23 protein-coding genes and 1 pseudogene are annotated in these 19,307 nt (G+C 42.3%); 13 read left to right on the top strand and 11 right to left on the bottom strand.

Going from position 1 to position 19,307, the window contains the following annotated elements; translation table 11 throughout:
* The first annotated feature begins 142 nt into the window (after nt 1–142).
* The 4 genes from PUQ00_RS07520 to PUQ00_RS07505 all read left to right on the top strand — a co-directional run bounded on the left by PUQ00_RS07520 (nt 143) and on the right by PUQ00_RS07505 (nt 2,284).
* Complete coding sequence (locus tag PUQ00_RS07520) at nt 143–604, top strand: DUF4079 domain-containing protein (protein ID WP_300414729.1); 462 nt, start codon at nt 143–145, stop codon at nt 602–604.
* Between the two features lie 69 nt (nt 605–673).
* Entirely contained in the window at nt 674–808 is a 135-nt protein-coding gene (locus PUQ00_RS07515; protein WP_300414727.1) for a hypothetical protein, read from the top strand.
* 90 nt (nt 809–898) lie between these two features.
* On the top strand, nt 899–1,465 hold the full coding sequence (locus tag PUQ00_RS07510) for a hypothetical protein (protein ID WP_300414725.1): 567 nt from the start codon (nt 899–901) through the stop codon (nt 1,463–1,465).
* 39 nt (nt 1,466–1,504) lie between these two features.
* Nucleotides 1,505–2,284, top strand: coding sequence for an ATP-binding cassette domain-containing protein (locus tag PUQ00_RS07505; RefSeq protein WP_300414733.1), 780 nt, complete (start codon nt 1,505–1,507; stop codon nt 2,282–2,284).
* A gap of 89 nt (nt 2,285–2,373) precedes the next feature.
* Here the strand turns inward: PUQ00_RS07505 and PUQ00_RS07500 are convergent, their stop codons facing one another.
* Nucleotides 2,374–3,144 (bottom strand): response regulator transcription factor, encoded by a 771-nt coding sequence (locus PUQ00_RS07500; RefSeq protein WP_300414723.1) that lies wholly within the window; start codon nt 3,142–3,144, stop codon nt 2,374–2,376.
* 585 nt (nt 3,145–3,729) lie between these two features.
* Here PUQ00_RS07500 and PUQ00_RS07495 point away from each other — a divergent pair.
* The gene (locus PUQ00_RS07495) at nt 3,730–3,978 is read left to right on the top strand and encodes a DUF6761 family protein (RefSeq protein WP_292837705.1); all 249 of its coding nucleotides are present in this window, start codon (nt 3,730–3,732) and stop codon (nt 3,976–3,978) included.
* Between the two features lie 523 nt (nt 3,979–4,501).
* Here PUQ00_RS07495 and grxD read toward each other — a convergent pair.
* The 7 genes and pseudogenes from grxD to PUQ00_RS07460 all read right to left on the bottom strand — a co-directional run bounded on the left by grxD (nt 4,502) and on the right by PUQ00_RS07460 (nt 8,935).
* Nucleotides 4,502–4,825, bottom strand: coding sequence for a Grx4 family monothiol glutaredoxin (gene grxD / locus PUQ00_RS07490; protein ID WP_300414720.1), 324 nt, complete (start codon nt 4,823–4,825; stop codon nt 4,502–4,504).
* Between the two features lie 96 nt (nt 4,826–4,921).
* Entirely contained in the window at nt 4,922–5,179 is a 258-nt protein-coding gene (locus PUQ00_RS07485) for a BolA family protein (protein ID WP_300414718.1), read from the bottom strand.
* A 243-nt stretch (nt 5,180–5,422) separates the two neighbouring features.
* Nucleotides 5,423–6,031 carry a hypothetical protein gene (locus PUQ00_RS07480; RefSeq protein WP_300414716.1) on the bottom strand — a complete coding sequence of 203 codons (609 nt, stop codon included), beginning with the start codon at nt 6,029–6,031 and terminating at the stop codon, nt 5,423–5,425.
* A gap of 230 nt (nt 6,032–6,261) precedes the next feature.
* The gene (locus PUQ00_RS07475) at nt 6,262–7,020 is read right to left on the bottom strand and encodes a 1-acyl-sn-glycerol-3-phosphate acyltransferase (protein ID WP_300414714.1); all 759 of its coding nucleotides are present in this window, start codon (nt 7,018–7,020) and stop codon (nt 6,262–6,264) included.
* A 118-nt stretch (nt 7,021–7,138) separates the two neighbouring features.
* A complete protein-coding gene (gene tadA / locus PUQ00_RS07470; RefSeq protein WP_300414712.1) occupies nt 7,139–7,618 on the bottom strand; it encodes a tRNA adenosine(34) deaminase TadA in 480 nt (159 codons plus the stop codon).
* A gap of 346 nt (nt 7,619–7,964) precedes the next feature.
* Nucleotides 7,965–8,279 (bottom strand): glutaredoxin 3, encoded by a 315-nt coding sequence (gene grxC / locus PUQ00_RS07465; RefSeq protein ID WP_300414710.1) that lies wholly within the window; start codon nt 8,277–8,279, stop codon nt 7,965–7,967.
* A gap of 56 nt (nt 8,280–8,335) precedes the next feature.
* Nucleotides 8,336–8,935: pseudogene (locus tag PUQ00_RS07460) on the bottom strand (DUF981 domain-containing protein).
* 354 nt (nt 8,936–9,289) lie between these two features.
* Between PUQ00_RS07460 and glpX the strand changes: the two are divergent.
* The 5 genes from glpX to PUQ00_RS07440 all read left to right on the top strand — a co-directional run bounded on the left by glpX (nt 9,290) and on the right by PUQ00_RS07440 (nt 13,766).
* The gene (gene glpX / locus PUQ00_RS07455) at nt 9,290–10,327 is read left to right on the top strand and encodes a class II fructose-bisphosphatase (protein WP_300414708.1); all 1,038 of its coding nucleotides are present in this window, start codon (nt 9,290–9,292) and stop codon (nt 10,325–10,327) included.
* 230 nt (nt 10,328–10,557) lie between these two features.
* A complete protein-coding gene (locus PUQ00_RS07450; RefSeq protein WP_300414706.1) occupies nt 10,558–11,844 on the top strand; it encodes a glutamyl-tRNA reductase in 1,287 nt (428 codons plus the stop codon).
* A 100-nt stretch (nt 11,845–11,944) separates the two neighbouring features.
* On the top strand, nt 11,945–12,505 hold the full coding sequence (locus PUQ00_RS07445; protein ID WP_300414704.1) for a metalloregulator ArsR/SmtB family transcription factor: 561 nt from the start codon (nt 11,945–11,947) through the stop codon (nt 12,503–12,505).
* 255 nt (nt 12,506–12,760) lie between these two features.
* The gene (locus PUQ00_RS32740; RefSeq protein WP_366145947.1) at nt 12,761–13,060 is read left to right on the top strand and encodes an HIT domain-containing protein; all 300 of its coding nucleotides are present in this window, start codon (nt 12,761–12,763) and stop codon (nt 13,058–13,060) included.
* 115 nt (nt 13,061–13,175) lie between these two features.
* Complete coding sequence (locus PUQ00_RS07440; protein WP_300414702.1) at nt 13,176–13,766, top strand: Uma2 family endonuclease; 591 nt, start codon at nt 13,176–13,178, stop codon at nt 13,764–13,766.
* Between the two features lie 43 nt (nt 13,767–13,809).
* Here PUQ00_RS07440 and PUQ00_RS07435 read toward each other — a convergent pair whose 3' ends face one another.
* From PUQ00_RS07435 to PUQ00_RS07425, 3 genes are all read right to left on the bottom strand, one after another.
* A complete protein-coding gene (locus PUQ00_RS07435; protein ID WP_300414700.1) occupies nt 13,810–14,388 on the bottom strand; it encodes a Uma2 family endonuclease in 579 nt (192 codons plus the stop codon).
* 151 nt (nt 14,389–14,539) lie between these two features.
* Nucleotides 14,540–15,322, bottom strand: coding sequence for an ABC transporter ATP-binding protein (locus PUQ00_RS07430; protein WP_300414698.1), 783 nt, complete (start codon nt 15,320–15,322; stop codon nt 14,540–14,542).
* Nucleotides 15,312–16,448 (bottom strand): branched-chain amino acid ABC transporter permease, encoded by a 1,137-nt coding sequence (locus tag PUQ00_RS07425; protein WP_300414696.1) that lies wholly within the window; start codon nt 16,446–16,448, stop codon nt 15,312–15,314. Before PUQ00_RS07425 ends, PUQ00_RS07430 begins: the two co-directional genes overlap by 11 nt.
* A 170-nt stretch (nt 16,449–16,618) precedes the next feature.
* On the opposite strand from PUQ00_RS07425, the gene PUQ00_RS07420 reads away from it, so the two are divergent.
* The 3 genes from PUQ00_RS07420 to PUQ00_RS07410 all read left to right on the top strand — a co-directional run bounded on the left by PUQ00_RS07420 (nt 16,619) and on the right by PUQ00_RS07410 (nt 19,007).
* Nucleotides 16,619–16,816 carry a hypothetical protein gene (locus PUQ00_RS07420; RefSeq protein ID WP_300414694.1) on the top strand — a complete coding sequence of 66 codons (198 nt, stop codon included), beginning with the start codon at nt 16,619–16,621 and terminating at the stop codon, nt 16,814–16,816.
* Nucleotides 16,817–17,051: 235 nt separating this feature from the next.
* Nucleotides 17,052–17,309: a cytotoxic translational repressor of toxin-antitoxin stability system gene (locus PUQ00_RS07415; RefSeq protein WP_300414692.1), complete on the top strand. Its 258-nt coding sequence runs from the start codon at nt 17,052–17,054 to the stop codon at nt 17,307–17,309.
* A 111-nt stretch (nt 17,310–17,420) separates the two neighbouring features.
* Nucleotides 17,421–19,007: a glucose-6-phosphate isomerase gene (locus PUQ00_RS07410; protein ID WP_300414690.1), complete on the top strand. Its 1,587-nt coding sequence runs from the start codon at nt 17,421–17,423 to the stop codon at nt 19,005–19,007.
* Nucleotides 19,008–19,307 lie beyond the last annotated feature (300 nt).

Raw genomic sequence — 19,307 nt, 5'->3', positions numbered from 1 at the left:
GCATTGGGCATTGGGCATTGGGCATTGGGCATTGGGCATTGGGCATTGGGCATTGATTATTCTCCTCATCCCCCTCATCTCCCTCATCTCCCCCATCTCTCTCATCTCCCTCATCTCCCTCATCTCATCTACAATCATTCTTATGAATCTGCCTTCATTTCTTTGGTTGTGGAAAATAGCCGCCTGGTCGATGGGGTTGTCCCTGCTGGCATATGTGATGTTAACAGTCACCGGCGTTTGGATGTTTCGGGCGAGAACTTCGCAGCAATTCCCTTTTATTACCCCATTTCTGGGCGGAAGTAGGGAGGTGCGATCGCTCCACTATACAATGGGCATCAGCATGGTAGGTTTAGTGCTATTATTGCTGGCGATCGGCATTGTTGGCACTCTCGGTCACTTTGGTTCTTTGGGACACTCGTCACACTTGGTTGCTGGATTGATAGTGGTAGCATTAGTTTTACTGTCTGCTTTCACTGCTACGCAAATTAGTGCCAGAAGACCTTGGGCTAGACCTTTACACATTGGCATAAATGTTATTCTGTTTGTGGGATTTGCCTGGGTATCACTTACTGGTTGGATTGTGGTACAAAAGTATTTACCTTGAGCCTATTTGAAATTTTGCGGAAAGTCTGAGCGTTGGTTTTTGGCCATAGCGCAGCGTAAATCCTTCTCTTTGTTCATTACATTGTTGGGAGAACGAGTAGCTGCCTTTGAGAAGGATTTGGAAGACACTCTACTTGCCATCCAACCATCTGGGCAATTTCAAGAAAGTATTCTTCTCGAAGCCTTACTAGCATGGAGAAAATGAAAGCATCAATAGGTCTTCGTAGTTTTTGCCCGAATGCTGCCCAACTTCTTGGTTAGTATGAACTTAAAGCGAATAATTCATGATTAAGCCGTGACAGCAAACTCAGCCAATATCTCAGCTTCTATTTTTCGCCTGTCTCCTTTGATTCGGATAACGCTGCTGAGTCTGTACATAGCACTCACAGTCCCATTACCCTTCTTATCGCAGGTAACAGCTGCACCCGTGCCCCCAGAATTATTGTGGCTAGGGATTAGCATCGGCTTAGTTGCCTTGTATGCTGTATTGACTGAACAAGTAATGGTAGATGACCAGGGAATTCAGGTTACTTACCCCGCCTGGGTATCTAGTTTTTTTCGTAAAGGCTGGTTCTTACCTTGGTCAGAAGTGAAAGAGTTAAAACCCCGCACCACTGGTCAAGGAGGGCTAGTTTATTACTTCCTCAGCCAGGATGGGAAAGCTTATTTACTACCGATGCGTGTAGCTGGATTTGCCCGTTTTGTCCAAATTGTGCAAGTAAAGACAGGTATTGATACCACAGATGTTCGCCCTTTAGCACAACCGTGGATGTACCTGATTCTACTGGGATTTACGCTACTGTTACTGTTGGTGGATGGCTGGGCGATCGCTACAGCCTTAACTACCAGACAATTAATTTAGAACTGGGCATTGATTGTTTCTCCCCACTCCCCTGTCGCCTTGGATAATGTCATAGCAAAAGCCACATTAAGGCTAGAGCAAGTTAATCTATTTACAAAGCTGAAAACCCAACTTCCTGGCAATCAGCAGGGATACCCTATATTGCAGGATATTTCCTTTGAGGTATTCCAGAGCGATCGCATTGGAATTGTAGGCCCAGTAGGTGCTGGTAAAACTTCGTTATTATCCCTCCTCAACCGCCTAATTGAACCCACGAGTGGCAAAATCTATCTAGAAAATCAAGAATATCGCCAAATTCCTGTCATCCAGCTACGCCAGATGCTTGTACTTGTATTGCAAGAATCAAAACTGTTGGGGATGACAGTTGGGCAAGCCTTGGCTTATCCTTTAGTTTTGCGTGGTTTGCCCAAACAGACAATTCAGCAACGAATTAGTCATTGGACAGAACAACTGCATATTCCCAGTGAATGGTTAGGACGAACAGAGGTACAACTTTCTGCGGGACAACGACAACTAGTAGCGATCGCTCGTGCCTTAGTCATCCAGCCTAAAATATTATTATTAGACGAGCCAACCTCTGCCCTTGATGCTGGTACAGCTTCTAATCTAATGCAAGTCTTAATCCAGTTGAGTCAAACTCATCAAACCACGATTCTGATGGTAAATCACCAACTGGAACTAGCCCAGATGTTTTGCACTCGGTTATTAAAGCTACAGCAAGGTCATTTATTGGCAAATCAAAGAGTCTCTGAGATAGACTGGGTTCAATTACGAAAAAGCTTGATTAAAGCAGAAGCGCAAGACGATTTTGGATTTTAAATTTTGGATGAGTCGGGAGATAGGAATCAAGAGTCGTTTTCTTACTCCCCCTTACCCCAATGCCCAATGCCCAATGCCCAATGCCCCATTCACACTTGACTACTACTAAGTGTTGAACGTTGATTACTAAATCTTTCTCTAGTTAACTTTGTTTGTGACTGTGAAATATTGGTATTCAAAATTTCCATGTTAAAACGGTATCCTACATTGCGGATAGTTTGAATCAAGTTGGGTTGCCGGGGATCAAGTTCAACCTTTTTCCGCAGCGACAAAACGTGAGTGTCAATGGTACGAGGGTTATCGATGGCGTCAGGCCAAGCACGACGAAGCAATTCTGACCTACTCAGAGGCACTCCCCCGGCTTGTGCTAAAACGTACAGCAAACTGAATTCTTGAGGCGTTAAGTCGATGAACTCCCCCTGGAAGCGAACGCGGCGCTGAACTAAATCGATTTGCAAAGTGCCATAATCCAAATAAGCTGGTGCGGTAGGTGTGCGCTTACGGCGAATCAGTGCCTCTACCCGTGCCAAAAACTCTTGCATTCCAAAAGGTTTGCTCAGATAATCATCTGCACCCGCCTTTAAACCCGCGACGATATCAGCTTCACTATTACGGGCAGATAGCATTAAAATCAGAGGTTGCTGTTGACGATGCAACCAACGACAAAACTCAATGCCATCACCATCAGGCAGGTCTGCATCTAAAACAACCAGTGTTGGTTGATGGCTTAAAAATACTTCCCTTGCTTGATAAATGCTGGCAGCCTGATGCACACGGTATTCCAGTTGTTGCAAGTGCCAACCTAGCAACGACCTCAGATGGGGATTCCCCTCAATGATTTCTATACAAACCGAACCCACAGTGGCAAGACCCCTTAGCGTCGATGACTTTCAAAGTAACAAGCCCATCTCTAAGGTTTTGTAGCCTTTGTTACTTCAATTACTATTAGCTTTACATTTCCTCATCAAAAGAGTCGCAATATCTTTAATTTGTGCCTTGTCGAAAGGCAATTAGAAATATTCTTAAATTTTTATTAAATTTATCGAAAGTGTTGTTACACTTATTAAAAGTTCTTTTAGCTTAACATTTCGCTTTTAGATGGGTGTAATGTGGCAAATATCTATAACCCAACCAGCTAACCATTACTACAACAGCTTTTCAGCCTGATAGTGAAAGTGGATTTTTCTCTTCAAAATTTAGTGCCCATATCCAGGAACATAACACCAATACAATTGGGCTGTTGAGCATGAAAATTATAAAAATAACTTAGCAGATAACTAGAATCGATGTTTTCTGCAATAGGATTAAAATAGCTTGTAGCTGCTAGGAGGGTACTACCCAAAGTAGATGTGGTGACTTTGAGTTGATGCCAAAGTGAAATTAGACTTCACATTTGAGCGTGAATCATTTACAATTCTCATTCCAAAGAGATTAATACAGCAGTTATGCTCCAAGACACACAAACCATCCGCTATTACCAAAGACTCACCGACGCCTTCGCCGAGTTATGGAATCGCGGTTATCGCACAGATGATATGCGGATGTATTTGGATGGATATCTAGCCGCACTGCGACATGGCAACATCATTGAACCTTTTCTGATTCATCGCTTAGAAGAGGAAGCCAGCCGCTACTTATACGATGGATCAAATTTTGCAGTGCCGCAACCACAGCCACAACCCGATTACTATTAAGTACCATTTATCTGGTCATTGATAGTAACCCTTAATTACGGCAGGTAATTATAGCATATTATCTGTATTGGTCAACGGTTTGCCCTGGTGTGAGATTTTGGAGATATTGTATTGATAAAACGTATCCCCTCAGCTCTATATTGGTCTTGCCAATGTGACTGAGGGGATTGTTGACCTAACCTGAAATTGATTCAAAGACAGGTCACGTCGCTTCGCTGCGAATTCAAAATTCAAAATTCAAAATTAATCATCCCTATAAATAAATTCAGAGGCTTGTAATAAGGACTTCGTATTTCTCACGCTGTGCGTCTCGAAATACATATTTTTGCTTCTCCATAAATTTCGTGCAAAGTCTGAGCGGATGAAACCTCCGTTCAGAACTTTGTAAGAGAGGGGCTTGTATCCTTTTCGTTTTCGGTCAAGTATTTTTGTCAGAAATCTATTAAAATAATTCGTAATTGATAATTCGTAATTGAATTCTTAGCTACGAATTACGAATTACGAATTACGAATTACGAATTAGTTACGAAGCTAATGCTACTTCTACCTTTTGCTGTAATTCACCTTTTTGGTAGAGTTCAATCAGGATATCAGAACCGCCAACAAATTCCCCATTGATATACACTTGGGGAATTGTCGGCCAGTTAGAGTATTCTTTAATTCCCTGACGGATTTCAGAGTCTGATAAAACATCAACTGTCTCGAAGGGAACTCCCAAAGTATTGAGAATTTGCACAACGTTGTTGGAGAAACCACATTGGGGCATTAACTTGTTTCCCTTCATGAAAACTAAAATCTTGTTCTGTTCTAGCAAGTTATCAATTTTGTCTTTGATTTCTGGGGTCATGGTATTTGTGTTTCCTATGTTGCATTCAACGATGACGAATCAGGAGTTAAAAATTCATAACTGATAACTGATAACTCCTAACTCCTAACTCTATGTTTACGAAACTGTTGTTCCTTGCCAAGCTTCGGGAGTATATGTTTTTACTGCTAAGGCATGAATCGCTTCAGTTGACATAGCTTGCCCCAACGCACCATAAACTAACTGGTGCTGCTGCACCAGTCCCTTACCTGCAAAGTGCGATGAAACTACTGTCACCTGATAGTGGTCGCCGCCACCAGTCAAGTCTTGCACCTGAACCTGGGCGTCTGGCAGTTCCGCCTTGATCATTGCCTCAACCTGCTGCGGACTAATCATCGCTATTCCTGAAAAAACTTACTTTTCTATTATTAACAGATATGGAGCAAATACCTGTGCTAACTTCAGGTTTTGGCAAGGCTGTAGATAAACGCGCCTCTGAGGTTTATTTTTGAGAACGCTCAGGTTTTGGCTACGGCGGATAGCTCTATCCTAACACTGAGGCGTTCCAAGGTGGTGTTCAGGGAGAGAAGGATGTGAAAGATGGGGGAGATGGGGAAAAACAGGCAACAAAAATTTAATTTATTTTTTTTGGGATGAGGAAGATGAATTCCCACCTTCTCTCGGATAGGGAGAATCAACAAAACCCAATTCAAATAACTGTTTATAGGCTTTCTTGCCTAAATCCCGCGTCGGGTTTTGACTCTTAATTATTTGAATCAACAACGGTACGGCTAATTCTGGCTGATTTTGTGCCCGATGTACCAATGCTAGCTGAAAGGTGGCTTCATCTCGCTTTTGGGCTGTTAATAGAGCTTTTTGACGCTGAGAATCAGAAACTTTATTGTCAATTCCCGAAAAGCTAGAGTTTAATTCTTGATAAAAATTAGATAACTGATTATAAACCTGACGTGCTTCTTGGAGTTTCTTAGCAGCTAAGGGGTAGTTTTGAGCAGAAACGGCTTGGTCTGCCTCTTTTACTAAGCGATCGCCACCCTCAATGCTCAAAAGGCTGTTATTTTGGGTTATGGGGCGAAGATTATTCGGATCGTTGGGGTCAATAGGTTGTGGTTGGCTGGTAGTGCCTGGTGACTGTGATACCTGAGCATTCACAGGTGATAGCAGGCTGAGGACTGCTATGACTGATAAAAAAGTACGGTGCATCAAGGTAACAGCGGCAGCAGTGTTCATGGGATCAATTAGTGCGACAACTAGATAAAAAAGTTATGGAAACTTCGGGTATCTTAACTCTGTTTTGGTCTTGGACAAAGCAAAGCTACATCCTAAGTATCTCTGATTTAGACTAAAAATCGGTTTTATAGAGTTCCCATTACCGTTGTATAGTAACTAACTTAAATCCTCCTGATCAGCGATACCTATGATAGACTACCTCAACGCATTAATTCCTCTGATTTTCCAAATCAAGAATTAGTGATTTCTGCAAATGCGTGATTAGTAATTTTTGTTTCTTGATGGCTTAATTGTTGCAGTGCCTTTGCTAAATCAGATGTGATGCTTTTGGCATCTTGTTTGATACAGCCACTCATGTAATCCGTTACTCTGATTGGGGAGCCAATGTGAATACTCACATCCGTACCCCAATTTGGATAAGGTTGGCTGTAATTAATGCCTATGGGTATGATTTTCACTCCCAGCCCGGAATCACTAGATTCAGCACTCAAAGCAAGACGACCAATTCCCGGCTTCAACTGGTGAACTTGGCCATCACGAAAAATGTTACCTTCTGGAAAGATAACCAGGTTTTTTTTCTGCTGAAGTAGCTCAACTCCATGTCGCAGCGTGCGGATTGACGGATGTTTAGAATTTACAGGAAACCCCCCCAAACGTCGGACAAACCAGCCTTGCAAACCTTGGCATTCGTCAATAGTCACCATGAACCGCAAGTCTTGTTCTATCAGACAATCAACGGTGGCGTAGGGTACGAGAAATGCATCCCAACGCGCCCGATGGGTAGGCGCAAGGATCACAGGCCCAGTTGTGGGGATATTTTTTTGTCCGGTTATTGTAATTTGCCCAAAGAATAATGGTAATAGGCAGTGACGCCCAAATAAATATGCCAAAGGACTTAACCAAGGAGAAACCCTTGAGGTAGTAGCAGCTACCTGAGGATTTGCTGGTATGTGCTGGCAGGTATTGGATGAAGAGTAAAATTCCATCATGAAGGATGCAGCTGATTGACGCGTAAAATTTAACAAAAAGCCTGACTAGTTACACCGTAGATTCTCTTGCGTGATTTGTGTCGTACTAGATGGACAGTTTTACCTCTGTCCGTTAGTTTCACCTACGCCGCCTAGTGGCAAACCAAGCCTGTAATTGCTGACGACAAACTGACTCTAGAATACCTCCGATTACCTGGAGACGGTGATTAGAAGCAGCACTATCGGGTATGTTAATAACTGTACGAATTGCGCCAGTTTTTGTATCGTCTACTCCATATACAAGTAATCCTAGACGCGCTTGGACAATAGCACCTGCACACATCGGGCAAGGTTCGAGAGTTACGTAAAGGGTGCATTCATTAAGATGCCAATTTTGTAGAGTTGTTGCAGCTGTCTTGAGAGCGAGAATTTCCGCATGAGCGGTAGGATCTTTGTCGCGCTCTTTTCTGTTTTCTCCTTCTGCTAGCAATTTGCCTGTTGAATCAATGATAACAGCACCTACAGGGACTTCACCTGCATCAGCTGCTGCTTTTGCTAATTCTACGGCACAACTCATCCATTGTTGATGTATCAGATATTCTGTATACTTAGTTAGCATATTTTTATCAATATAAAAACTTCAAAATTCAACACATTTAGGATTTACGCAGTTACGACGAAAAAATAAGGCTTTGCGTTCGCGAAGCGTGTCCGAAGGACTTATGCTTCCTTACCCTGCGGGAACGCTAAAAGCGAACGGTCGTAATGATGAAATTACATTATTGATTGTTGCGTAAGTCCTGACATTAAGTTAAGAGGCGGAGCCTCCGATCAGGTATTCCCAGTCGGAGACTGGGAACGAGACAAAGGTAGGCAAACTTTCGCCACACGGCTAAACACAATTTAAAATCCAAAGTTGCCCAAGATAGCATTACCAAGCTAACCGTTGGAGGCTAATTTAATTTCTAAATGGCGGCTTGGGCTAAAAGGGGATCGAGTTGACTTTGTGTGTCCAGCTGATAGAGGTCATCACAGCCGCCAATATGCTGATTATTGATAAAAATTTGCGGTACACTACGGCGTCCGTTAGCGCGTTCTGCCATTTTAGCTCTGGCTGCTTCGTCGCCGTCGATTTTATATTCAGTAAAATTTACACCTTTCCACCACAGCAGCATCTTGGCACGAATGCAGTAAGGACAAGTTTGCCATGTGTAAAGTTCGACGTTGGCTTTGACTCGCTCTGGATGGCGATTTAAGAGAGGATTAAGAAAGTCCAGCATATTTTTTTAAGCAAGGTTTTAACTATATCTCTAGCCTAGATCATTGCTGGCATTGGCTACCGCATTCGGGCTGGAACCCACTTTTGGAAACTCTCTAAATGATTCCAGTAAGACAAATATCCAGTCAATGCCCAAATTAGAGCAGCTACTATTAGCACTGCTACAGCAATTAACCGCCAAGTTCGGTTGGCTTTCAAATAGAGGGTTGGCGCTGCAAAAATACCACCTAATCCAGTTAAAATAAAGCCGATTCCCGACAAAAGCGGTTGCTTGGTCAAATTCAAGTTGATGATGCGGATACCTACTTCGATCGCAACTACACCAGCAAAGAAGCCGTAAATCGCTATTGTGAATAAATCCCAACCTTGAGCCAGTGCGATCGCCGCCGCAACAAACAAGATACCAAATAAGACGCTTGTTTCACCGAAGGCAATGTTAAAGCTACCGATTACTGGCCAGGTGAAGCTCATATGTAAACCAGTTGTGAGTGCGATGTCTGGCGACAAGCCGCTTCGCGTCTACGCGCCTGTAATCCCAAATCCCGGAATCCACTGTCTTTGATTAGAACTATCTATACCACGATACACATAGTCAGCTAGTAGAAATAACCCAGCTACCATATTGATCAACATTAGTGTGATGTAGTCGATAAACACGATTAACCTCTTAATTTGACAAGCTATTTACTCTACGCCTCGTTTTTCGCTTATTTTTGAGTTTTTAATGAATTTCTCAGCTTTTTTCTTTATTATTTTATACCTGAAGACAAGTAATATTTTAAATATAGACTGCTACCCATTTGTGCCAGTTATTAACTTAGTTACTTTTGAACACGCTTTATACTGGAGTAGTTAGAGAGTAAAAAATCAGGATGTGTTAACTGGCACTTTTGTAACCAGTTAGCAGTAAAACTTAACTTTCTTCCAGGTGTATCCGCCCTTTGGTAGACTTGAAGTCTGAAATAGCCAGATAAAACGGCGGAAATTCAAGCAGTTGAGAGGGCGGACTCTGTGGAAAATACACTTGGTTTAGAGATTATTGAAGTAGTAGAGCAAGCCGCGATCGCATCCGCAAAGTGGATGGGGAAAGGCGAAAAAAACATCGCTGACCAGGTAGCTGTAGAAGCTATGCGGGAACGGATGAATAAAATCCACATGCGTGGTCGCATTGTGATCGGGGAAGGCGAACGCGACGACGCACCGATGCTATACATTGGGGAAGAAGTTGGTATCTGTACCCAACCAAATGCTGAAAGCTTCTGTAACCCAGATGAACTAATTGAAATTGATATCGCAGTTGACCCCTGTGAAGGTACGAACCTGGTAGCTTATGGACAACCTGGTTCGATGGCTGTGTTGGCAATTTCTGAAAAGGGTGGATTATTTGCTGCTCCTGACTTTTATATGAAGAAGTTAGCAGCACCTCCCGCAGCTAAGGGCAAGGTAGACATCAACAAGTCAGCCACGGAAAACCTGAAGATTCTCTCTGAGGTTTTAGACCGGGGTATTGATGAACTTGTAGTAGTAGTCATGAAGCGCGAACGCCATAACGATTTAATTAAAGAAATTCGTGAGGCTGGAGCGAGAGTCGCGCTAATTTCAGATGGTGATGTGGGTGCAGCTATAAGCTGTGGTTTTGCTGGAACTAATATCCACGCGCTGATGGGTATCGGTGCGGCTCCTGAAGGTGTAATCTCGGCAGCAGCAATGCGTGCTTTGGGCGGACATTTCCAAGGTCAATTGATCTACGATCCCGCAATAGTAAAAACAGGTCTGATTGGAGAAAGCAAAGAAGCTAACCTTGATCGTTTAAAGTCTATGAATATCAATGACGCCGATAAGGTCTATGATGCTCATGAACTGGCATCTGGTAAAACTATTCTGTTCGCTGCTAGCGGCATTACCAGTGGTAATCTCATGCAAGGTGTACGTTTCTTCAAGGACGGAGCAAGAACTCAAAGCTTGGTTATTTCCAACCAGTCGAAAACGGCTCGATTTGTTGACACAATTCACTTGTTTGGTGAACCAAAAGTTCTCCAGCTGAACTAATTTTTAGGGAATGGGGAATGGTAAAAGTAGGGGCAAAGCATAAGGAAAGAAATCTTTCTATAAAACTGAAAAATTACCACCAAAATGCTTTACCCTTACAGTAGTTAGTAGTTAGTAGTTAGTGATTAATTGTTGGTTGCAAAAATATCAACCAAGAACAAAATTCCCCATTCCCTATTCTCACTCAATGCCAGATTGCCAACTACCAACTAGTAACTACAATTTAGAAAATGAATATAGCAGTGGTGGGGTTAAGCCATAAAACAGCCCCAGTAGAAGTCCGGGAGAAACTGAGCATTCCAGAACCACAAATTGAAAGTGCGATCGCTCATCTAACCAGCTATCCCCATATTGACGAAGTTGCAATTCTTAGCACTTGTAACCGTTTGGAAATCTACATTGTTACCAGTGAAACAGATCAAGGTATCCGAGAAGTAACTCAGTTTCTTGCCGAACATAGCAAATTGCCCGTGCTTTATCTGCGACAACACTTATTTATGCTGCTACATGATGATGCAGTGATGCATGTCATGCGGGTAGCAGGTGGTTTAGATAGTCTGGTACTCGGAGAAGGTCAAATTCTGGCTCAGGTGAAGACTACTCACAAACTGGGGCAGCAATATAACGGTATAAAAACCATTTTGAATCGATTATTTAAACAAGCGTTGACAGCTGGGAAGCGGGTTCGCACTGAAACTAGTATTGGTACTGGCGCTGTCTCTATTAGTTCGGCAGCTGTGGAGTTAGCACAAATAAAAGTGGCAAATTTAGCTGCTTGCCGAGTAGTAATTTTGGGTGCTGGAAAAATGTCGCGGCTGCTGGTACAACACCTACTTTCTAAAGGTGCTGTGCAAATTAGTATTGTAAATCGCTCTCGCGATCGCGCCCAAGAATTAGCAAAGCAGTTCCCTCAACAACTTATTCAAATTCATCCGTTATCGGAAATGATGACCGTCATTGCCGATAGTGATTTGGTGTTTACAAGTACTTCTGCAATAGAGCCGATACTTGACCGTGCCAAGTTGGAAATGGTTTTAGAAGTTCAGCGCTCTCTGATGTTATTTGATATTTCTGTGCCGCGTAATGTTCATGCGGATGTAAATGAATTGGAAAATGTGCAGGCGTTTAATGTGGATGATTTGAAGGCAGTAGTAGCCCAAAACTACGAAAGCCGTCGGAAAATTGCACAGGAAGCAGAGAAACTTTTAGAGGAAGAAGTGGAAGCCTTTGATATTTGGTGGCGCTCTCTTGAAACTGTAACCACTATTAGCTGTCTGCGAAATAAAGTCGAAACCATCCGCGAACAAGAACTAGAAAAAGCTTTGTCGAGATTGGGTTCGGAATTCGCTGAAAAACATCAAGAGGTGATTGAAGCATTAACACGAGGAATTGTCAATAAAATTTTACATGATCCGATGGTGCAATTGCGATCGCAACAAGATGTTGAAGCCAGACGGCGCTGTATGCAAACTCTACAAATGCTGTTTAACCTCGATGCAGAGGAACAGTTTAGTTAAACTGAACAAGAAAATCCCCAACTTTTTTGAGAAGTCGGGGATTTGAGCTTTTCGATTAGATATACTTCTAATTAGATAGACATCTAATTAGAAGTATGTTATGCAACCAGAGCAATTTAACATCTTACTCCGCTTTTTCAAAGCATTAGCGGATGATAGCCGATTGAAGATTGTAGGTATTCTGGCGAATCACGAGTGCAGCGTCGAAGAATTGGCCGTGCTACTGCAACTCAAGGAACCGACGGTATCCCATCATTTAGCGAAACTTAAGGAGCTAAATTTGGTGACGATGCGCCCTGATGGCAATAGCCGTCTATATCAATTGGATAGTGAGGCTTTGCAAAGTATCAGTAAGGAAATTTTTACACCTGAGAAAATGGCATCTTTGATAGAAGATGTGGATACTGAAGCTTGGGAAAGCAAAGTGTTAAAAAATTATTTCGAGGGCGAATCTCTCAAGGAAATCCCCGCTAGTCGCAAAAAGCGTTTAGTAATTCTCAAATGGTTAGCAAACCAGTTTGATATAGGAGTCAACTACCCTGAACGCCTAGTAAATGATATTCTCAAACGCTACCATCCTGACTGCGCCACCTTACGGCGAGAGTTGATTGCTTGCCAGTTAATGCAGCGAGAGAATGGGGTTTATTGGCGGACAACATAAATCAGTTCAAAGGAGATGATAGATGTTAGTGGATAGATGCCTTGCTTGCAGCGTACTGGCTGAAAAAGTACAAGCGCTTGGTGGGGTTATTTATAGCGGCTGCCATAATGGTTAGGACAAGTCTGCTATAGATAGCTGTGACAGCCGCTCTCTTAGGATTTGCGAATGTCTTAAGCTATCTGTCCACTGCTATATGAAGATAATTACTGGGTTGTAGAACATTCTTTGAATCCGGTTCTGTTACCAGGATATTGAATTATCAAACTCAAACGACATTGTGAACATTTAGCGGAACTTATATCAGAAGAAGCGAATGCTTTAGGTAGAATTATTCAAAACACCTGTTCAGCACTTTCACAAGTAATTAAACCAGCTAAAATTCATGTTTGTTCGTGGGGGGAACAAGTCAAGCACATCCACTTCCACGTTATTCCTCGTTCATCAGCTATGCCTGTAGGAAATCTCAAACTGTTAATTATATCTACAATTAAAAAAGTTACTCAATCAGCTAGGTTTAAGCAAGTGGGTAAGCAATACAGAAGCAGCAGAAATTAGCCAAGAACTTAAACAAATACTTTTATAACTTTAAAAATAGATGAGATTTATCTATGGTAATATAATCAAAAAAATTTAGCCGCACGATAACCGCACAATCATAGGTCGTATCTTTATGCAGTTAGAAACACAAAAATTTTCTTACACACCTGAAGAGTATTTAGAAATTGAAGAAAATGCGAAATATAAAAGCGAATATCGTGATGGAGAAATTGTACCAATGACGGGTGGCACTACAAATCATAATAAAATTGCGTTGAATTTAGCTGCATCTTTAAAAATTGCTTTAAGGCGTAAAAATTATGATGTTTATATTGGTGATGTGCGTTTGTGGATACCCCGTTATCGGCAGCATACGTATCCCGATGTGATGGTGATTGAGGGACAAACTATTTATACAGGAACCAGCACAACAACGGTTATGAACCCGATGTTAATTGCTGAAGTTTTATCTAAATCGACTAAAAATTATGACCAAGGTGATAAGTTTCTTTATTATCGCTCTATTCCAGAATTCAAGGAATATATTTTAATTGACCAATATCACTATCATGTGATGCAGTATGTAAAAACTGCGGAAAGTCAATGGTCATTTACTGAACTTGAACATGAATCTGCAATTTTATCACTGCAAACGGTTGATTTTCAAATTGAATTGCGCGACCTTTACGAGCAAGTTAATTTTGCAGAAAATAACGAAGATTAAAAAAAATAAAATTTAAACCTATACTATTATTTTCTTAAGTTATTCAAGAAATTTGTGTTTCTTCCTCGGTAAAGATTGGAGGCCACAATTCAGTAATGGGCAATTCCCAACCAAGAAAAAGTTTTGGTATCGTTAAAGTATCGCCATTTTCTAAAACTGTCGGTTCGCCTGTAGAGCGATAAATTGTAACTGTCTCTTCATCAGGGTCAATCAGAATGCCGACGATCGCACCTAGTTCTATAAATTTTAGAATTTTGGCTACTATAAGTTTAATTTTATCGCTCTGAGATTTAATTTCTACCACCAAGTCAGGGACAAGTTCTCCAAAGTAACGAGGACTTTGGAGAAGTCGGGAAGCTCGAACAAAGGAAACATCGGGTGCTTTGAGGTTTGTATCTGGCATGATGAAACCGCCAGCAGAATCAAACACTCTTCCCCAGCGACGAGGATTTATCCAGGCAAAGAGAAAGGCAATCAGACGACTACTGATTTCGCTGGATACAATATCTGACGGGCCCATTATTGAAATTTTCCCATTTTCCAGTTCCAGCTGGTAATCTAAACCTGCTTCGTTAAAAGCGGTTTGAACTTGCTCTAAATCTCTGACTGTCATCATTGACATAAAAAGCTTTTTCTACTAATATATTTAACTCGATTTTAACATAAGCCAAATTTCCGAAGATTTAAGAACGTGTGCGACTTTCTCTCAAATCGATATTAAAGGTAATATCTATTACCCAATATATGGTCAGTCTAAACTTCAAACCACATTATTATTTCCCTAGATAAGCTTCTAGAACTTTGGAATTAGTTTGAATCTCTGCGGGCGTACCGTCAGCCAAATTCTGTCCTTCGGCAAGTACCCAAATGCGATCGCACAAGGACATAATTACATCCATATTGTGTTCAATAATCAGAAAGGTCATGCCATCTTGACGGTTCCAAGTGATAATGCGATCGCAAATATCATCAATTAATTTCGGATTCACCCCAGCAGCTGGTTCATCCAACAAAATTAACTTGGGATTAGTCATCAACGCCCGTCCCATTTCCAGCAGCTTGCGTTGTCCACCAGACAAACCACCAGCATAATCGTGTGCTTTTTTTGCCAAACCCACTGATTCTAATAGGAACATTGCTCGCTCTTGGAGTTCCTTTTCTTCCTTAGCCACAACATGCGGTTGCAACTGCACCTGCCAAAAATTTTCACCCGTTTGTTTTTGCGCCGCCAGCAGCATATTTTCTAACACCGACAACCGCGAGAGAGTCCGTGCAACCTGAAAAGTGCGGATTACTCCCTGCTGGGCGATTTGATATGGTTGCAAGTTATGAATCGGTTCGCCGTCAAAAATCACTCGTCCCTTATCTGGGCGGATGAAGTTTGAGAGTAAGTTAAATAAAGTAGTTTTACCAGCACCATTGGGGCCAATCAAGCCTGTAATGCTGCCTTTAGCAACTTCGATTTTCGCCTCATTAACTGCTTTGACACCACCAAAGCTTTTAGAAAGTCCAGTGGCTACCAAAAGGGGAAGTGGCGATGACTGGTTATTTACCAAGAGTGAGTTCCTCCTTTTTCCCTAGAATACCTTGAGGTCGCCAAATCATCAGTACCATCAAAAATAGTCCGATTACCATGATCCGAAATGCACCCAAACGTGCTTCATCAAGGGGGACGATTCTGGGCAAGACTTCTCGTGTCAATGCATCGTAAGCAAAGAAAATTACCGCACCTAAAATTGTGCCAACATTATTCCCAGAACCGCCTAAAATCACCATAATCCAAGTGTCAAAGGTGATTTGCGGTTGAAAATTATCTGGATAAATTGCGCCCAGTTGCCAAGCGAAGAAAGCACCAGCAATCCCGGCGATCGCACCTCCAAGCATGAGAGATTGTAATTTATACCAAAAGACATTTTTTCCCAGCGCCTTGGGAATTTCTTCATCTTCGCGGATCGCTTTGAGAATTCTACCCCAAGGCGATCGCACCAAAATTTCTAAGCGCCAGTATACAAATGCTAAAACCAACAGCAACACCAGCATTAAACCCGCTTTTGGGTTGTAATTATACAGTCCGATCACCCCTGAAATATAAATCGCTGCTGCCAAAACTGCTAACACAATTGCTACTCCCAGGCGGGATGCAAATTCTTGTTTGTTAGTTATCCTTTTGCCTAAATCAGTAGTCCGAGATATTTGCGTAATCCGAATCCATCGCCATAAGCTAAAAAAAGTGACGGCAGCTAGTAGTGTCAACACCCCAATCGTCACAAATTTGACAAACAACAAATTCGGCTCTGTAGATAGGGGTATGCGATAACTTTGTACGCCAAACGCCCCAGAAATCCAGGTGTCACCCACAGGTAATTCCTGGTTATTTACCACCAAACGAATTAGTTCCCCTGTACCGATGGTGACAATTGCCAGGTAATCTTCCCGCAAGCGCAGAGTCGCAAAACCAATTATCAAACCCAAGAAGGCGGCGACAATTGCCCCAGCCACTGCCGATATCAGTAGGGGGACGCCCTTTAAGCTTAACAATACGGTTGTATATGCTCCGAGGGTCATGAAAGCAATATGACCAAAGTTAATTAGCCCGGTAAAGCCCCACTGCAAATTGAGTCCTAGTGCGAATAGAGCGAAAATTGCTGTAGAAATTGCTAAGAAAATGAGATATTCAACCATGTTTTGGAGTGGGAGTGGGAGTGGGGAGTTAGGAGTTAGGAGCGATGCCCTTCCTCAGTTCGGCAAGCTCATCGATGCTTTAGGCAATAAATTTTAGCGTAGCTTGAGCGGAGCTAATTTTTTGGGAATACTATTTATTGTTGGTGTTTGCTTGTAAGGAATATTGACGTATGAATTTGCTGCGGCTTAGAATGCATCACTTAATCGAGCAGTTAGGCGATGAAGATTTGCAAAACATTTGGGACGTTCTCGAAGCTTTACATTATGACTTTTATATGCTCAAAGCCATAGAACAAGTTAAGCGATCGCAGCAACCGTGGGATATCTTAACCCATGAAGAAGCGATAAGACTGTTGATGTTTTTCTGATTCAGTAGTGGTGTTAGCGGATAGCTAGGGTTTAGTCCGTGCTGAGTGGTAGCCCATAGTTAATGCTAAGGGATTAGTTAGGAAGAAATTTGTTTATTATTTATTTAGAGCTAAAGCCAGAGGATTTTAGATCCATGTGCTGAATTGTAAGTCTTAGTACTACTTCTTGACTCAGCACTTTCAACTCACCACTCTTTTGGTGTTGTCCCTCAAGTTTTGGTTAAGGTAACGCCTAGTGAGTCTAGAAATACGCTATGCAAGGTCTTTTTTGCTAGACCTGAAGAATTTAGAACCTGCTGCCTACGAGCGGGTGCATGATTTTGTCTTTATTGAGTTAGCCCAAAAGTGGCAGCTAACTGATTTAAAAGAACTACGACAGCTTAATAGTGAAGGCATTTTTCACCGCTTCACCCTGGATAATTATCTGATTGGTATAGAAATCAGGGGTGAAATTGTGAAATTTCTGCGTGTCATCCCTATGCCAGATGTTTAAGCAGAGAGTCAAGCGAATACTTAAAACTGTAAACAGTATAAGGCTAGGCAGGGATTGCTATAACCTTACATTAAACTAGTTTTTGAAAAACACTTTATTTGAGATTTCCCTATGGATGCTAGGGCACTTTGGCAACGATACCAAAACTGGTTATATTTCCACGAGGGATTGGGACTGTACTTAGACGTAAGTCGGATACGGTTCGATGATGCCTTCGTGGATTCGTTGCGTCCGAAGTTTGAGAAGGCGTTTGCGGATATGGCTCAACTGGAAAAGGGTGCGATCGCAAATCCCGACGAGAACCGCATGGTTGGACACTACTGGCTGCGAAATCCTGATTTAGCGCCAGCGCCAGAACTTACACAAGAAATTGTCCAAACCCTAGAACAAATCGAAGCCTTTGCCGAAAAAGTCCAAACAGGTGCTATTCATCCTCCCAGAGCAAGCCGCTTCACGGATATTATCTCCATTGGAATTGGTGGTTCCGCCCTCGGCCCCCAATTCGTAGCTGAAGCCCTTGCTCCTGATTTCCCGCCCCTGAAACTTCACTTTATCGATAACAACGATCCCGCCGGTATTGATCGCGTTCTTAATTATCTGCGAAATAGCCTCGCCAGCACTTTGGTATTGGTAATCTCCAAATCTGGGGGAACGCCGGAACCTCGCAACGGCATGATTGAAGTTAAAAAAGCCTACGCTGGACACAATTTAGAATTTGCCCAATATGCGGTAGCTATTACCAGCGTTGATAGCAACCTCGATAAGCTAGCCAAAGATGAAGGCTGGCTGGCCAGATTCCCTATGTATGACTGGGTAGGAGGACGCACCTCAGAAATGTCTGCTGTGGGGCTAGTACCAGCAGCATTGCAGGGCATTGATGTTCGCGCCATGCTAGATGGTGCAAAAGAAATGGATGACATTACCCGCGTCCCAGATGTGAAAAATAACCCAGCGGCCTTGCTCGCTTTGTCTTGGTACTTTGCTGGCAATGGACGGGGCGAAAAAGATATGGTTGTCCTACCTTACAAGGACAGCTTATTTTTATTCAGTCGCTATTTGCAACAGCTGGTGATGGAATCTTTGGGCAAAGAAAAAGACTTAGATGGCAACATCGTCCATCAAGGCATTGCCGTTTATGGCAACAAAGGCTCAACAGATCAACACGCTTACGTCCAGCAGTTACGCGAGGGTGTAGCGAATTTCTTTGCTACCTTCATCGAAGTGTTGGAAGATCGTCAGGGCCCATCCACTGAAATAGATCCGGGAGTTACATCAGGCGATTATCTTTCCGGTTTTCTCCAAGGAACCCGACTAGCGCTTTATGAAAATCACCGCGATTCGATTACAGTTACCATTCCCCAAGTTAACCCCCGAACTGTAGGGGCATTAATTGCTTTGTATGAACGTGCTGTTGGTTTATATGCTAGCTTAGTCAACGTCAACGCCTACCATCAACCAGGGGTAGAAGCTGGCAAAAAAGCAGCCGCCACCATTATCGATTTGCAAACACGAGTGGTAGCAGTGCTACAAAAAGAAAAAACTCCCCTTTCTCTTGAGGAACTCGCCGAAAAGGCAGGTGCATCAGAGCAAGTTGAGGCAATTTACAAGATTTTGCGTCATCTCTATGCCAATCAGCGAGGTGTGGTTTTGCAAGGTGATCTCCAGAAACCCGGCAGTTTGACGGTTTCTGCTAGCTGATAGCTCTAGTTTAAATATCACATTTTGTCCCTAATTGTTGTATCAGCAACAATTTTTTATTGTGAAGCATTCTAGATAGAAGATATATCTTCAGTCTAGGATGCTTCACTGTATAGTTCGTAATTCGTAATTACAGCAGTTTTCATGTATTTGAACTACATTTCGCTATCTTTGGTTAATTGCTAAATCGCGTAGAAAGTAAAAGCGATCGCTTTTACTTTCTGTAAAATAAAGTTAAGACAGCATTAACAAATGGGGTTAATTACTATGACTGAATCAACTGCAAAACAACCTGCACGT

Source organism: Nostoc sp. S13 (assembly GCF_029379315.1).
Lineage (GTDB): Bacteria > Cyanobacteriota > Cyanobacteriia > Cyanobacteriales > Nostocaceae > Nostoc.
Note: the sequence above shows the minus strand (reverse complement) of the source record. Positions and strands in the feature narration are given on the sequence as shown.